At 56.9% G+C, this 15,706-nt stretch carries 11 protein-coding genes and 1 pseudogene; 5 read left to right on the top strand and 7 right to left on the bottom strand.

The window, feature by feature from the left end:
* Window positions 1–36: 36 nt before the first annotated feature.
* The gene (locus tag BFV67_RS08270) at window positions 37–1,266 is read right to left on the bottom strand and encodes an EAL and HDOD domain-containing protein (RefSeq protein ID WP_063618323.1); all 1,230 of its coding nucleotides are present in this window, start codon (window positions 1,264–1,266) and stop codon (window positions 37–39) included.
* A gap of 236 nt (window positions 1,267–1,502) precedes the next feature.
* Between BFV67_RS08270 and BFV67_RS08265 the strand changes: the two are divergent.
* Window positions 1,503–3,433 (top strand): annotated as a pseudogene (locus BFV67_RS08265) (methyl-accepting chemotaxis protein).
* A gap of 45 nt (window positions 3,434–3,478) precedes the next feature.
* Here BFV67_RS08265 and cobB read toward each other — a convergent pair.
* The 5 genes from cobB to lolC are packed head-to-tail and all read right to left on the bottom strand — an operon-like array spanning window position 3,479 to window position 8,417.
* Window positions 3,479–4,300: a Sir2 family NAD+-dependent deacetylase gene (cobB, locus tag BFV67_RS08260; protein ID WP_021240739.1), complete on the bottom strand. Its 822-nt coding sequence runs from the start codon at window positions 4,298–4,300 to the stop codon at window positions 3,479–3,481.
* A gap of 14 nt (window positions 4,301–4,314) precedes the next feature.
* Complete coding sequence (nagK, locus tag BFV67_RS08255) at window positions 4,315–5,226, bottom strand: N-acetylglucosamine kinase (RefSeq protein ID WP_023292773.1); 912 nt, start codon at window positions 5,224–5,226, stop codon at window positions 4,315–4,317.
* A 53-nt stretch (window positions 5,227–5,279) separates the two neighbouring features.
* Window positions 5,280–6,524 (bottom strand): lipoprotein-releasing ABC transporter permease subunit LolE, encoded by a 1,245-nt coding sequence (gene lolE, locus BFV67_RS08250; protein ID WP_047744946.1) that lies wholly within the window; start codon window positions 6,522–6,524, stop codon window positions 5,280–5,282.
* Window positions 6,524–7,225, bottom strand: coding sequence for a lipoprotein-releasing ABC transporter ATP-binding protein LolD (gene lolD, locus BFV67_RS08245; protein ID WP_069598130.1), 702 nt, complete (start codon window positions 7,223–7,225; stop codon window positions 6,524–6,526). The genes lolE and lolD overlap by 1 nt, the downstream gene beginning before the upstream one ends.
* Window positions 7,218–8,417 carry a lipoprotein-releasing ABC transporter permease subunit LolC gene (gene lolC, locus BFV67_RS08240; RefSeq protein ID WP_025911790.1) on the bottom strand — a complete coding sequence of 400 codons (1,200 nt, stop codon included), beginning with the start codon at window positions 8,415–8,417 and terminating at the stop codon, window positions 7,218–7,220. The genes lolD and lolC overlap by 8 nt, the downstream gene beginning before the upstream one ends.
* 256 nt (window positions 8,418–8,673) lie before the next feature.
* On the opposite strand from lolC, the gene BFV67_RS08235 reads away from it, so the two are divergent.
* From BFV67_RS08235 to ldtC, 3 genes are all read left to right on the top strand, one after another.
* Window positions 8,674–9,747, top strand: a complete 1,074-nt coding sequence (locus BFV67_RS08235) for an acyltransferase family protein (RefSeq protein ID WP_069598129.1) — start codon at window positions 8,674–8,676, stop codon at window positions 9,745–9,747.
* Between the two features lie 148 nt (window positions 9,748–9,895).
* The gene (gene mfd, locus BFV67_RS08230) at window positions 9,896–13,342 is read left to right on the top strand and encodes a transcription-repair coupling factor (RefSeq protein ID WP_008500775.1); all 3,447 of its coding nucleotides are present in this window, start codon (window positions 9,896–9,898) and stop codon (window positions 13,340–13,342) included.
* A gap of 147 nt (window positions 13,343–13,489) precedes the next feature.
* A complete protein-coding gene (gene ldtC, locus BFV67_RS08225) occupies window positions 13,490–14,455 on the top strand; it encodes a L,D-transpeptidase LdtC (protein WP_069598128.1) in 966 nt (321 codons plus the stop codon).
* A 75-nt stretch (window positions 14,456–14,530) separates the two neighbouring features.
* Here the strand turns inward: ldtC and bhsA are convergent, their stop codons facing one another.
* Complete coding sequence (gene bhsA / locus BFV67_RS08220; protein ID WP_008500777.1) at window positions 14,531–14,788, bottom strand: multiple stress resistance protein BhsA; 258 nt, start codon at window positions 14,786–14,788, stop codon at window positions 14,531–14,533.
* Between the two features lie 244 nt (window positions 14,789–15,032).
* Here bhsA and comR point away from each other — a divergent pair, with 244 nt between their 5' ends.
* The gene (gene comR / locus BFV67_RS08215; protein ID WP_008500778.1) at window positions 15,033–15,668 is read left to right on the top strand and encodes a TetR family copper-responsive transcriptional repressor ComR; all 636 of its coding nucleotides are present in this window, start codon (window positions 15,033–15,035) and stop codon (window positions 15,666–15,668) included.
* Window positions 15,669–15,706 lie beyond the last annotated feature (38 nt).

The raw sequence follows: 15,706 nt of genomic DNA, 5'->3' as shown, positions 1-15,706 counted from the left end.
CTCTTCCTCACGCCGCCTGCGCGGCGTGAGGAAGGATTAACTGACCGTATTCTCTCCAGCCCAGAGCGTCGCCTTTCGCATCGCCTCAACCACCTCTTCATCTGACAGGCCCAGCGCCTGACGAACCCGGGTCGCCTCGTCCCACCGCTGCTGTTCATAGTAACGGCAGAGGTTAATCATGTCGGCTAACCGTCCCTCCTGGTGGCACAGCGCGTTGTTCACGCTCTGCGGTACCGCAATTTGCTTCATCAGCTCTGCCATCGGAAGCTCCAGGAGGGTATCGAGCAGAGAAAACAGGCCGCACATGAACGCATTTTCAGCCAGAGTAGGTTCGTTCATCGTCTCAGCCAGCAGTTCGCAAAATTTGCCGCGCATCATGCTCAGCGGGTAAAGCTCGCTGACGGTGTCATTGCCCGCACTGGCGAGGACCACGACGGCAACAAACCGTCGGAGCTGGTTTTCGCCAAGATACCTGAGCACCTCGCTCAGGGTTAACTTACTGAAATTACAGGCGCCGACATGTTTAAACGCCGTATGCTTCATATAGCGCATGATTTTATAAGAGAGCGTGAGATCGGTTTTTATCAACGACTCGATAATTCGAAAATCAGGTTTATTGCGTCCGACCTCCATTTGCAGCCGAAAAATCGCCAGCTGATTTTGCGACAGCCGTTTATATTTAATGACCTCCGGACGGCAGAAAAAATAGCCCTGAAAAAGGGAAAATCCCTCGTCTCTGTATTGGTTGAATTCCTCTTTAGTCTCAATTTTTTCAGCAAGATATTTAATATGACCGGTCAGATGTTTACGTACTTTCAGATACTCTTTAATTTGCGCTAAGGTATAATTTCTGACGTCGAATTTCAGGATTGAAATATAGGGTAAAAAAACATCCCATTCTGGCGCAAGGGTGAAATCATCAAGCGCAAACTGATAGCCGTGCGCATTCATCTCCCTGACGGCCTGCAGCAGTTCGGCCCCCGGCACAGCATCTTCAAGGATTTCAATCACCACGCTCTCTTTATCAAGCGCTTCTCCACTGCGGTCAATAACCATCCTTGAAGGGAAATTAATAAACGACGTATGTGCCCCGGCAATGCGCTGGGACGGCACACATAAGAACTGATCGGATATCATCCTGGACGTGGCATATTCTGCCGACACATCCGGAAAACGATTTGTCATCCCGTCTCTGAAAAGCAGCTCATAGGCTACGGTATTCATTTCAGGGTTAAAAATGGGTTGTCGCGCGATAAATCCGTACATATCCCATCCTCCTCTACCACTTTATATTTATTAGCATCCTCTTTCTACACGACGATAACGAGTTTTATCGAGCACTATTTTGATTGAATGCACAAAATAAAAGCATCCACACTAATTAACGGGAATTAATCGTCTGGATTTAAATTAAATATATCCTTCGCTCTACAGAAAGGGGATGAAATATCCGATAAGTACTTTGTGCCTGCCCGACATGCACGACATTACGGGAGATGAGAATGAAAGACGCCATGGTCCGAAGACAAAAAATAAGAGTCAAGACGTTGATGCTATTGTCCATTTTCCTCACCGTGACGGTGGGCTTTACGGCAACGATCGGGTTTATGATGTGGCAATGGATGGCGCAGCAAGAGGTGCTGGCCAAAAACCATATCCGCCAGATAGCCGAGGTACAAGCTTTACAGGTCAGCAAACAGCTGGATTCTGCCCTGACTGCCGCCCGGGATATGGGCAACAGCGCCCTCGCGCTACGCGAAGCGGGCATTTCCGACCGCCAGAGCCTGAACCAGCTGCTCGTCCACTACCTCTCGGCTCACCCGTCGTTTCTCTCCATGTCGATGGCCTTTGAGCCCAACGCGTTTGACGATAAAGATGCCGTCTTTGCTGGTCAGAGCGGCGAAGATCCTGCCGGGCGCTACGCCCGCTACGTCGACCGCGATGCCACTGGCAAACCGACATTGCACCTGCTGACGGACATCGAAACGCCCGGCAGCGGTGATTACTATCTGTTGCCGAAACAGCGGCATAAAGATGTGATCATCGAACCCTATATTTACCCCTACAACGGCGTGGACGTGATGCTCACCTCAATTGCCGCCCCCATCATGCGTGACGGTCAGTTTCTGGGCTCAGTCACCTCTGACTTCTCGCTCGCCACGCTGCAGTCCATGATTGGCGCCATTAAACCGTGGAACGGCACAGGCTACGCCCTGCTCCTGTCTGCGGGCAATAACGTGGTGTCCAGCCCGGACAAAGGTGCGGCAGGCAAGCCTTACGCGGGTCAAATTGCAGGACATGACGTCACTCGGGTAAACGATCCGCTGTTGAAAGAAGAGGTGTTTATCACCTGGCAGGCGATCGCCGTCGGCAACAGCCAGACGCCGTGGAAACTCGCCATCATCACCCCGGTCAGCGAAGTGATGGCCGAAGCGCGCGCATTTTTACTGAAGGCCATCGTCATGATGGTGTTAAGCATCGTTGCGGTTAGCCTGGTGATGGCCCAGATTTTTACCCGCAAGGTTGATCGTCCGGTGGGGGAGAACCTTCCGAGGCCGCCGGGATCGCCCTGGCCGTCGCCCGCGGGGATCTGAACAACACCATCCCGGTGCGATCCGGGGATACCCACAGCATTTTTTATGCCCTGTACACCATGCAGACGCAGCTCAAGCGCATCGTCGACAACATCAGCGAAGCCAGCCACTCCGTGCACGGCGGGACCAGCGAAATTTCGGCGGGCAACCTTGACCTCGCCTCGCGTACCGAGGAACAGGCGGCGGCGATTGTTGAAACCGCTGCCAGCATGGAAGAGATTTCGGTTACGGTGAAGAACAATGCCGATAACGCCCACAAGGCGACCACCCTGACCGATCGCGCCGCGAGTCTTGCGGGGCATGGCGAAACGCTGGTGAACGACGTGGTAATGGTGATCGGGGAGATTGACGAGAGCGCACGTAAGATCGGTGAGATTAACAGCATCGTCGATGGCATCGCCTTCCAGACCAATATCCTGGCGCTGAATGCGGCCGTTGAAGCGGCGCGCGCGGGTGAACAGGGACGCGGTTTCGCGGTAGTCGCAGGTGAAGTACGCAACCTTGCCCAGCGAAGCGCTAACGCGGCCAAAGAAATCTCTCAACTGATTGCCGAGTCCTCAGGCCGCGTCAGCAAAGGCGTCGAGCTGGTCAATGAAACTGGCGTGATGATGAAACAGGTGATTGAAGCGGTGTCGCACGTGCATCTGGTCATCAACGACATTGTTCAGGCGCTGGACGAACAGAATCGGGGGATTAGCCAGGTCAGTACCGCCGTCAACCAGATGGACAGCACCACCCAGCAGAACGCTTCACTGGTTCAGCAGATCTCAGCGGCGGCGCTCTCGCTGGACGAGCAGGCTAAATCGCTGGAGAAGACGCTGGCGTTCTTTCATTCTTAAATAAAAAGGCACCCGCCGGGCGGGTGCCTTTTCACGCGATTCGCGTTACAGACCTTTCAGCAGCTTGTCGACAAATTCCGGAACAACCGTGCTTGCCAGGCCGTAGTGTTTCTCTTCAAACTCGCTGCCCACCTGGCTCGGCTCAAGATTGAGCTCTACCGTATGCGCGCCGTGCAGCCGCGCTTCGTGAACAAACCCCGCCGCCGGGTAAACGTGGCCGGATGTACCGATAGCGATAAACACGTCGGCCATCGCCAGCGCGCTGTAGATCTCATCCATTCCCAGCGGCATTTCGCCAAACCAGACCACGTGCGGACGCAGGCGAGACGGGAACTGGCAGCAGTGGCACTTATCCTCCGGCAGCACGTCCTCTTTCCAGTCCAGCACCTGACCGCTCCATGCGCAGCGAACTTTGAGCAGCTCACCGTGCATATGGATGATGTTCTTGTTGCCGGCCCTCTCGTGAAGGTTGTCGATATTCTGCGTTACCAGCAGAAAACGATCGCCCAGCGCCTCTTCCAGCTTCGCCAGCGCCAGATGCGCGGCATTCGGCGCGACGTCAGGCTGCTGAAGCTGACGACGGCGGGCGTTGTAAAACGCCTGCACGAGATCCGGGTCGCGGGCAAAGCCTTCCGGCGTGGCGACATCCTCCACGCGGTGCTCTTCCCACAGCCCGTCCGCCGCGCGGAAGGTTCTAATTCCTGACTCGGCGGAGATCCCCGCCCCGGTCAGCACCACCACTCTGGGTTTATCCATCGCTTCTGGCATCATTCTGTCTCTGAAAAAGATCCGCTGGCGCAGACGCTCACGCAAGCGGCGTTTGTTTTTGCGAAAACGGCTGAGTCGACCCTGGCGACGCGACAGCATAGTAACCTCGTAAACTAATCGGTGAGATGAAGGAATGCGGCTCCGCGCATGCCTCCTGCGTCCCCGTGTCGCGCGCGTTCAATACGCGGCACGCGGGCAACCGGCAATAAATGTCGGGGCAAACGCCCGGACAACCGTTCCGTAATCGCGGTAAAGTTTGAGAGCCCTCCCCCAATCACCAGCAGATCCGGGTCGACGATGGTGAGAATATTGCCCAGACACACCGCCAGCAGATCCAGATAGCGCTCGACGTGCTCACGCGCCTGCGCATCCCCTTGCTCCCACAGGGTAATGATTTGAGGGGCCTCAAGTTTCTGATGATAGAAGTGTTCGTAAAGCCATGCAAACCCGCGGCCTGACAGGTAGTTCTCAATACAGCCGTGCTGCCCGCAGCCGCAGCGGGTCAGCGGGAAATCACGGCCGACGACCTCCAGCGCATCCACCGGGAGGCGGATATGACCAAACTCGCCGGTGATGTAGCTGCGGCCGGTGATGGGCTTACCGTTGATGACGATTCCTCCGCCGACGCCGGTACCGAGGATCAGCCCCATCACCAGCGGGTAGCGACGGAACTCATCATCCCAGGCTTCGGAGAGCGCAAAGCAGTTGGCATCGTTATCTAAACGCACGTCGCGTTCAAGGAGCGCGGAGAGATCGGCGCGCAGCGGTTTACCGCTGGCGGCAGGCACATTGGCCGCGTAAAGCGTACCGTCGTCGGTTTCCGGCATGCCCGGAATACCAATGCCGACGCTGCCTTTCACGCCAAAGCGTTCATCGGCCTGCGCCACCAGCGCGGCAATGGCGGTTAAAAATTCGTCGTAGCTGTCGCGCGGCGTGGGAACGCGGGTTTCCCACTGCAGTTTGAGATCTTTATCAAACACGCCGAGCGCAATCTTGGTGCCGCCAATATCAAATCCATAATACATAACGCATTCCTCTTTCGATCTGGCGACCCGAAAGCCGCTAGATCGTGACGTAATTACTGGCCACTTAATACCCTCGCCGGATCAATTCGGCTTGCGCGACGCGCCGGATACCAGCTTGCCAGCAGACTCAGTAAAAGTGCTGTAAGCAGCACATAAAAAACATCCAGCCAGTGCAGTTCTGACGGCAGGAAGTCAATAAAATAGATATCACCCGACAGGAACTGGTGACCAATAAGCTTTTCAATGCCGTTGATAATCGGCGTTAGCTGCAGGGAAACCACCACGCCAATCACCACGCCGCACAGGCTGCCGAACAGACCCGCCAGCAAACCGTACCAGACGAAAATGGCGCGAATAAGACCGTCTTTTGCCCCAAGAGTACGCAGCACGGCGATGTCGCCGCTCTTGTCTTTGACCGCCATCACCAGCGTCGAGACGATATTAAAGCACGCGACACCGATCACCAGCACCATCGCCAGATACATAATGGCGCGGATCATCTGGATATCACGGTACATATAGCCGTAAGTGCCGATCCAGCTTTTGATGTAGACATAGTTATTGGTCACGCTGCCCGCGTCGCGCACCAGTTTGTTAGCGTTAAAGACGTCGTTCACCTTAATGGCAATGCCCGTCACGCTGTCGCCCATGTCGAGATACTGGCGTGCATCCTCCATCGGCACCATCGCAAAGCTGTGGTCAAGCTGACCGCTCAGCTGAAGAATACCGGTAACGTGCAGGCGCACGCGCTTTGGCTGCTGCAGTTTGTGATCGGCGCTGGCATTCGGGATCATGATTGACACCCAGTCGCCCTGCTTCACCTTCAGGGCATCAGCAACGCCTTTACCCATGATGATCTGCTGCTCGCCCGACTTGAAGTTGGCCCACGCGCCGTTCTGCACGTAGTTCGGCAGCGCGCTGAGGCGCGCTTCCTGCGCCGGGTTCACCCCTTTCACCTGGATGGCGCGCAGGTTTACCCCGCTCTCCACCAGCCCGGTAAAGTTAATGTAGGGCGCAGCCGCGGCGATGCCGGGCACTTTTTCAACTTTGTTCAGGGCGTCGCTCCAGTTCGTCCACGGCTGGTTAACCGGTTCGATCTCCCCGTGCGGCACGACCGCCAGAATACGGTTATTCAGCTCGCGCTCGAAGCCGTTCATGGCGCTCAGGCCGACGATCAGCACCGCCACACCCAGCGCAATACCGATGGTCGAGATAACAGAGATCAGCGACACCATGCCGCCGCGACGGCGGCCGCGGCTAAAACGTAAACCGATGAGTAACGATAACGGTGACGCCATTACTCTGCTCCCATCAGGGTCAGTTCCGCGTGCAGATGACCGTCGCGCATCTCAAGCTGGCGCCCCATGCGTTTTGCCAGCTGCAGATCGTGGGTCACCACCAGAAACGCGGTGCCCTGCGAGGCGTTCAGCTCGCCCAGAAGCTGGAAAATACTGTCCGCGTTGCGCGCGTCCAGGTTACCGGTAGGCTCATCCGCCAGCACCAGACGCGGGTTGTTGACCAGCGCACGGGCAATCGCCACGCGCTGACGCTCGCCGCCGGACAGCTCCGACGGACGGTGGTTTCCGCGATGGCCCAGCCCTACCGCTTTCAGCATGTCGCTGGCGCGGGCGTTAATCTCAGCCGGTTTCTTTTTGCCAATCAGCAGCGGCATCGCCACGTTTTCCAGCGCCGTGAAATCCGGCAGCAGGTGGTGGAACTGGTAGATAAAGCCCAGCTCGCGGTTACGCAGCTCGGCCTTCGCCGCGGAGGACATTTTGCTCATCGGCTGGCCGGAGAAAATCACGTCGCCGTTGGTTGGGGTATCCAGCCCGCCCAGCAGATGTAATAAGGTACTTTTACCCGAGCCGGAGCTGCCGACAATCGCCATCATCTCGCCTTCGCCCACGCTAAAGCTCACATTGTGCAGCACGTCGGTTTGCACAGTGCCTTCCTGATAGCGTTTGGACAGGTTGTCGCATTGCAACAGGATCTTATTCATAACGTAAAGCCTCAGCGGGTTGAGTGGCGGCAGCGCGCCAGGAAGGATAAAGCGTAGAAAGCAGCGCAATGGCCATCGCGGCCAGCGCAATACCGACCACCTGCAGCGGCTCGATGGCCACCGGCAGCGCCGCGCCGTCAAGCAGCGCGCCGATGATCGGCATTAAATTGTTGAGCTGGCTGGCAAGCAGCGCACCCAGCACCGCCCCGAGCAGCGCGCCGATGATACCGGCGCTGGCCCCCTGCACCATAAACACGGCCATGATCTGCCGCGGCGTCAGCCCCTGGGTTTGCAGGATAGCGACCTCGCCCTGCTTCTCCATCACCATCAGCCCCAGCGAGGTGATGATGTTAAAAGCAGCCACGGCGACGATCAGGCTCAGCAGCAGCCCCATCATGTTTTTCTCCATCCGCACGGCCTGGAACAGCTCGCCTTTACGCTCGCGCCAGTCCTGCCATTTGGTGCCGTCCGGCAGTTTTTGCTGGCTGAGGGTATCGACCTTCAGCGGCGCGTCGAGCCACAGGCGCCAGCCGGTGATATTGCCGGCCGGGTAGCGCATCAGGCGTGACGCGTCCTGAATGTTAACCAGCATCTGGTAGCCATCGACTTCGCTGTTGGCGGCAAAGGTCCCAATCACGGTGAACAGGCGCTGGCTTGGCAGGCGCCCCATCGGCGTAAACTGGCTGGCTGAAGGCACCATCACGCGGAGCTGGTCGCCGCGGTTAACGCCAAGCTGGCCGGCAAGCTGCTCACCCAGAATCACATTGTATTTTCCGGCTTCCAGATCGGTCTGCTTCACGTTAACGAGATACGGCGTGAGCGGATCTTTTTGCGCCGGGTCAATACCCAGCATCACGCCGACCGCCACGCTGCGGGCGCTTTGCAGCACCACGTCGCCGGTGGTCAGTGGCGCAACGCGCGTGACGCCCTGTAACTTCGCCGCGCTTTCCGGCAGCTGCTGTGGGTTAACCGAACCGTTAGTCGATGAGAGTACGGCCTGCGGCATCAGCCCCAGGATGTTGTTTTGCAGCTCGCGCTCGAAGCCATTCATGACGGAAAGCACCGTCACCAGTGCCATCACGCCAAGCGTAATGCCAATAGTCGAAAGCCAGGAGACAAAGCGACCGAAGCGGTCCGCGGCGCGCCCACGCATGTAGCGTAAGCCTATGAAGAGTGCGACAGGTTGATACATGAAGTCCGTCTGTTTGCTGATAGCAGACCCACGAGTATATAAGCGAATCCGTTAAGCGTAAATGACTGAAACCGTAAGCTTTGGTAATCATTTTTCCAAAAAATTCAGATAAATCAGGATACTAATATCTGAAACCGCACCTCGTAACCTCCACCTTTTCCGAAAAACCTCCTGATACAGACTGTTACCCATTACAGCCCGGTTTCGTTTAACAACAATTGCTCGTTCGTCTATGGCAATAAGGTAGTTGCGAACAATGAAGCAAAAAGCATTATGGATTAACCAGATAAAAGGGCTGTGTATATGCCTGGTGGTTATCTACCATTCAGTTATCACGTTTTATCCGCACCTGATCGGGCTGCAACACCCGCTCTCTGGCCTTCTCGCCAAATGCTGGATCTATTTTAATCTCTATCTCGCCCCCTTCCGTATGCCGGTCTTTTTCTTTATCTCCGGCTATCTGATCCGTCGTTATATTGACGAGGTGGACTGGCGAACCAGCCTCGACAAGCGAATCTGGAGCATTGTCTGGGTTCTGGCGCTGTGGGGGATTCTGCAATGGCAGGCGCTGACCCACCTGAATGCCTGGCTGGCGCCCGATCGCGAGGTTGCCACCTCGTCGAACGCGGCCTACGCCGATTCGCTCCTGGGATTTGTGCAAGGGATGCTCACCGCCAGCACTAGCCTGTGGTATCTGTATGCCCTGGTGGTCTACTTCACGTTGTGTAAACTGCTGAGCCGCTGGAAGCTGCCGATGCTGGGACTGCTGGCGCTGGCAAGCATCGCGATCAACTTCCTGCCGCTGCCGTGGTGGGGAATGAACAGCGTGGTACGCAACATGATCTACTACAGCCTCGGGGCGTGGTATGGCGCTGAGCTGATGGCATGGATGAAAAATCTAAACCTGCGCCGCACCTGGCTGGCAACGGGCGCTTTCGCCACCGTCTCCGTGGTGCTGTGGTTTGCTAACGTTCCGCTGCTGCTCTCCTTGCTGTCGATTGTGCTGATCATGAAGCTGTTCTACAGCGTTGAGCAGCGCTATGCCGTTCACCCTGACAACCTGCTGAACGTGATTGGCTCCAATACCATTGCGATTTATACCACCCACCGCATCCTCATTGAGGCCTTTAGCCTGTTCCTGATTGGCGAGATGAATGCCGCTTACTGGCCGCTCTGGGCTGAACTCACCTTAATTCTGGTCTACCCGTTTGCCAGCCTGCTTATCTGTACCCTGGCCGGGCTGGGGGTGCGTAAACTCTCCACCGCGCTGTTCGGGGACATTTTCTTTTCTCCGCCTTCGACGCTTACGCTCTCGCCGACCACTCGTTAATGCCCTCTCCGCCCCCTTTCGGGGGCGTATAACCCCGCCGTGCGGTTACGATTTGCTTATGTAAAACGATCGAGGATAATAAAGACATTGCGTATCAGTGATATGCCCCAATACTGTTGGTATATCCATAAGAGACTCTGACATAGCCATGCCTGAACACTATCGTTATTCCTTGCCTGTCAAAGCGGGCGACCAGCGCCAGCTGGGTGAACTCACGGGCGCAGCGTGCGCCACGCTGGTGGCGGAAATTGCTGAGCGTCATCCTGGCCCGGTGATCCTGGTTGCCCCGGATATGCAAAACGCCCTGCGCCTGCACGATGAAATTCGCCAGTTCACCGATAATCTGGTGTTCAGCCTGGCCGACTGGGAAACGCTGCCCTATGACAGCTTCTCTCCGCACCAGGAGATCATCTCCTCGCGCCTGTCGACGCTGTATCAACTCCCGACCATGCAGCGCGGCGTGCTGATTGTGCCGGTAAACACCCTGATGCAGCGCGTCTGTCCGCACAGCTATCTGCACGGTCACGCGCTGGTAATGAAAAAAGGCCAGCGCCTGTCCCGTGATGCCCTGCGGGCGCAGCTTGACGGCGCCGGGTATCGCCACGTCGATCAGGTGATGGAGCACGGGGAATATGCGACCCGCGGCGCGCTGCTCGACCTTTACCCGATGGGCAGCGACCAGCCGTATCGTCTGGACTTTTTCGATGATGAAATCGACAGCCTGCGCGTCTTCGACGCCGATACGCAGCGCACGCTAGAGGAGGTCGAGTCCATCAATTTACTGCCCGCACATGAGTTCCCGACGGACAAAACCGCTATCGAACTGTTCCGCAGCCAGTGGCGCGATAAGTTCGAGGTGAAGCGCGACGCGGAACATATTTATCAACAGGTCAGCAAAGGCACGCTGCCTGCCGGGATCGAATACTGGCAGCCGCTGTTCTTCAGCGAGCCGTTGCCTGCCCTGTTCAGCTACTTCCCGGCGAATACGCTGATTGTTAATACCGGGGATATCGACGCCAGCGCCAGCCGCTTTGAAAGCGAAACCCGCGCTCGCTTCGAAAACCGGGGCGTTGACCCGATGCGTCCGCTGCTGCCGCCGGAGGCGCTGTGGCTGCGTACCGACGAGCTCAACGCCGAGCTGAAGCGCTGGCCGCGCATGCAGCTGAAAACCGATTCGCTTGCCGATAGGGCCGCCAACACCAACCTCGCCTTCCGGACGCTGCCGGACCTGGCCGTCCAGGCGCAGCAGAAATCCCCGCTGGATAATCTGCGCAAGTTCCTGGAGTCCTTTACCGGCCCGGTGGTGTTCTCCGTTGAGAGTGAAGGCCGTCGCGAAGCGTTAGGTGAGCTGCTGGGACGCATTAAGGTGGCGCCGAAGCGCATCCTGCGCCTGAGCGAGGCGACCGGAAACGGCCGTTACCTGATGATTGGCGCCGCCGAGCATGGGTTCATCGACACGCTCAACAACCTGGCGCTGATTTGCGAAAGCGACCTGCTGGGCGAGCGCGTCGCGCGCCGTCGTCAGGACAGCCGTCGAACCATCAACCCGGACACGCTGATCCGCAACCTGGCCGAACTGCATCCGGGCCAGCCGATTGTTCACCTGGAGCATGGCGTTGGACGCTATCAGGGGATGACCACGCTCGAGGCGGGCGGCATTAAAGGTGAATACCTGATGCTGACCTACGCCAACGACGCCAAACTGTATGTTCCGGTGTCGTCCCTGCATCTGATCAGCCGCTACGCGGGCGGTGCCGAAGAGAACGCGCCGCTGCACAAGCTGGGCGGCGACGCCTGGGCGCGCGCGCGCCAGAAGGCCGCGGAAAAAGTGCGCGACGTGGCCGCCGAGCTGCTGGATATCTACGCCCAGCGCGCGGCCAAAGAGGGCTTCGCCTTTAAGCATGATAAGGAACAGTATCAGCTCTTCTGCGACAGCTTCCCGTTTGAAACCACGCCGGATCAGGCTCAGGCTATTAACGCCGTGCTGAGCGACATGTGCCAGCCGCTGGCGATGGACCGTTTAGTGTGCGGCGACGTCGGCTTCGGCAAAACCGAAGTGGCGATGCGCGCCGCCTTCCTTGCGGTGGAAAACAACAAGCAGGTGGCGGTGCTGGTGCCAACCACCCTGCTCGCTCAGCAGCACTTCGACAACTTCCGCGACCGCTTCGCCAACTGGCCGGTACGCATCGAGATGCTGTCGCGTTTTCGCAGCACCAAAGAGCAGACGCAGATCCTGGAGCAGGCAAGCGAAGGCAAAATTGACATTCTGATCGGTACCCACAAGCTGCTGCAAAGCGACGTGAAGTGGAAAGATCTGGGGCTGCTGATCGTCGACGAAGAGCACCGCTTCGGGGTGCGTCATAAGGAACGCATCAAAGCGATGCGCGCCGACGTCGATATCCTGACCCTGACCGCGACGCCGATCCCGCGAACCCTGAACATGGCAATGAGCGGCATGCGCGATCTGTCGATTATTGCCACGCCGCCGGCGCGCCGTCTGGCGGTAAAAACCTTCGTCCGCGAATACGATAATCTGGTGGTGCGTGAGGCCATTCTGCGTGAAGTGCTGCGCGGGGGTCAGGTCTATTACCTGTACAACGACGTGGAAAACATCCAGAAAGCGGCCGACAGGCTGGCGGAGCTGGTGCCGGAAGCGCGCATTGCTATCGGTCACGGGCAGATGCGCGAGCGCGAGCTGGAACGGGTGATGAACGACTTCCACCATCAGCGCTTTAACGTGCTGGTGTGTACCACCATCATCGAAACCGGGATCGACATTCCGACGGCGAACACCATCATCATTGAACGTGCGGATCACTTTGGCCTGGCGCAGCTTCACCAGCTGCGCGGCCGCGTCGGGCGTTCGCACCATCAGGCCTACGCCTGGCTGCTGACGCCGCATCCGAAAGCGATGACCACCGATGCGCAGAAGCGTCTGGAAGCCATCGCCTCGCTGGAAGACCTCGGCGCAGGCTTCGCGCTGGCCACGCACGATCTCGAGATCCGCGGTGCCGGTGAACTGCTGGGTGAGGACCAGAGCGGCTCGATGGAAACCATTGGCTTCTCGCTCTATATGGAGCTGCTTGAGAACGCGGTTGATGCCCTGAAGGCCGGGCGCGAGCCGTCGCTGGAAGATCTCACCAGCCAGCAGACCGAGGTCGAGCTGCGTATGCCTTCCCTGCTGCCGGATGATTTCATTCCGGATGTAAATACCCGACTGTCGTTCTACAAGCGCATCGCCAGCGCGAAGACGGAAAGCGAGCTGGAAGAGATTAAGGTTGAGCTGATCGACCGCTTTGGCCTGCTGCCCGATGCGGCGCGAAATCTGCTGGATATCGCGCGCCTGCGCCAGCAGGCGCAGAAGCTGGGCATTCGCAAGCTTGAAGGCAACGAAAAAGGCGGCGTGATTGAGTTCGCCGAGAAGAACCACGTCAACCCGATGTGGCTCATCGGTCTGCTGCAAAAACAGCCGCAGCATTTCCGTCTGGATGGCCCAACGCGTCTGAAATTTACCCAGGAGCTGACGGAGCGCAAAACCCGCATGGACTGGGTGCGTAACTTTATGCGCCAGCTGGAAGAGAACGCGATCGCCTGACCTCCCTTCCCCCGTTAGCCCAGCGCTAACGGGGGACAATTTACAAACTCTTTGCACTTCACCCGATCTTCCCGACACACCCATTCGCCATAATTATCGTTAACGCCTTATAAAACAATAACCTTATCATTTGCATGGATTATGGTGATGATGACCTCTTCGCGTATTTCTCGCTGGTTAACCCTGTTTGCGCTGGCAGCCACCGTTGCGGTTGCGCTTCCCGCTCGCGCAAATACCTGGCCCCTTCCTCCGCCCGGCAGCAAGGTGGTGGGGGAAAACCGCTTTCATGTGGTTGAAAATAATGGCGGTTCGCTGGAAGCCATTGCCAAAAAATATAACGTTGGTTTTCTGGCCCTGCTGCAGGCGAACCCTGGCGTCGACCCCTACGTCCCGCGCGCGGGCAGCGTATTGACTATCCCGTTACAGACTATCCTGCCGGACGCTCCGCGTGAGGGGATCGTCATAAATCTGGCGGAGCTGCGTCTGTACTATTACCCGCCGGGTAAAAATGAGGTGACCGTCTACCCGATTGGTATTGGTCAGCTGGGCGGCGACACCCTGACGCCGACGATGGTCACGACCGTCTCGGATAAACGCGCGAATCCAACCTGGACACCAACGGCCAATATTCGTGCACGGTATAAAGCTCAGGGCATCGATCTTCCAGCCGTGGTGCCAGCAGGCCCGGATAACCCGATGGGTCACCACGCGATCCGTCTGGCGGCCTACGGCGGCGTTTACCTGCTGCACGGCACGAATGCGGACTTTGGCATCGGCATGCGCGTCAGCTCCGGCTGCATTCGTCTGCGCGATGACGATATCAAAACGCTGTTTAACGTCGTTACGCCGGGTACCAAAGTCAATATCATCAATACGCCGATCAAGGTTTCTGAGGAGCCGGACGGCGTGCGGCTGGTTGAAATTCATCAGCCGCTATCGAAAAACATTGGCGATGACCCGCAGACGCTGCCCATTAACCTGAATGCCGCGATGGTAAGCTTTAAAACGAATGCGAATACCAACAGCGAGGTGATGGAGCGCGCAATTGAGGCCCGCTCAGGCATGCCGACCGACGTCACCCGGCATCACGATGTCATCCAGCAATCGATGTAAATCATAAATAAAAAAACGCCCTGCTAAGCAGGGCGTTTTTTATTGCAGTGGCATAAATGAGGGTTTATGCCCGGCTTATTTGTAGATGACGGCGGTGCCGTGCAGGGTGTTAGGACCGGTCACAGAGGTGATGCGGTAAGATTTTGCACCCATCTCTTGCGCTTTTTGCGCCAGCTGATCTTCCAGTGAACCCAGGTTAGTCCCGGCAGAGGCAGAGATCGTGCCGACTTTATGCTGATCGACCGGGGTGGACTGTACCTGTACAGCCGCAAAGCTTGCGAAAGAGAGTGAACTCAGGACAGCAGCAGCGATGAGGGTTTTTACGTTTTTCATGATGTTTACCTTTAGCAGATGAATTTGGAGGTCGTTAGCTATTTAGTTAACGATCGATAGGTAAATCATAAATGTGATCCATCTCACACGTCAACATAATTTTATAATAGTCGTTAACTTAATTTTAAAGTCGTTATTTTTCATACTCATATGATTAATTTATTTTTAAGCATTCAGCGCTGGTGGTGACTTGCGTTTATTTTTATAATGGTCATTCAACAAACCAACAGAGGACCAACGGCACATGACAACCGACGTCACGAGTTGTGCAAAGAAAAGCCGTGGCCGACCAAAAGTGTTTGACAGGGATGCAGCGCTTGATAAGGCCATGACTCTCTTCTGGCAACATGGGTATGAAGCAACCTCGCTTTCCGATCTGGTAGAAGCCACCGGCGCCAAAGCGCCGACGCTCTATGCCGAATTTACCAATAAAGAGGGGCTGTTCAGGGCAGTGCTGGACAGATACATTTCGCGCTTTGCGGCGAAACACGAAGCCCAGCTGTTTTGTGAAGAGAAAAGCGTCGAACAGGCGCTTCGGGATTACTTTACCGCCGTCGCGACCTGCTTCACCAGTAAGGACACGCCTGCGGGCTGCTTTATGATTAACACCTCTGCCACCCTGGCGGCGTCCTCGAAAGAGATTGCCAATACGGTGAAATCGCGTCATGCCATGCAGGAGGAGACGCTGAGCGCCTTTCTGGCTCAGCGGCAGCAGCGCGGTGAAATCCCTGCACAGTGCAACCCTCAGCTGCTGGCGCAATACCTGAGCTGTATTTTGCAGGGGATGTCGATCAGCGCCCGTGAAGGGGCAACGCTGGAAAAACTACAGAATATCAGCGACACCACGCTGCGGCTGTGGCCTGAGCTCCTCAAAATCTGAAGCAAAAAAAAAGCTCCTCAGCCTGAGCGCATGAGGAG

The organism is Enterobacter roggenkampii, assembly GCF_001729805.1.
GTDB classification, from domain to species: domain Bacteria; phylum Pseudomonadota; class Gammaproteobacteria; order Enterobacterales; family Enterobacteriaceae; genus Enterobacter; species Enterobacter roggenkampii.
The sequence above is the reverse complement of the archived record's forward strand: the minus strand, read 5'-3'. Positions and strand labels throughout refer to the sequence as shown.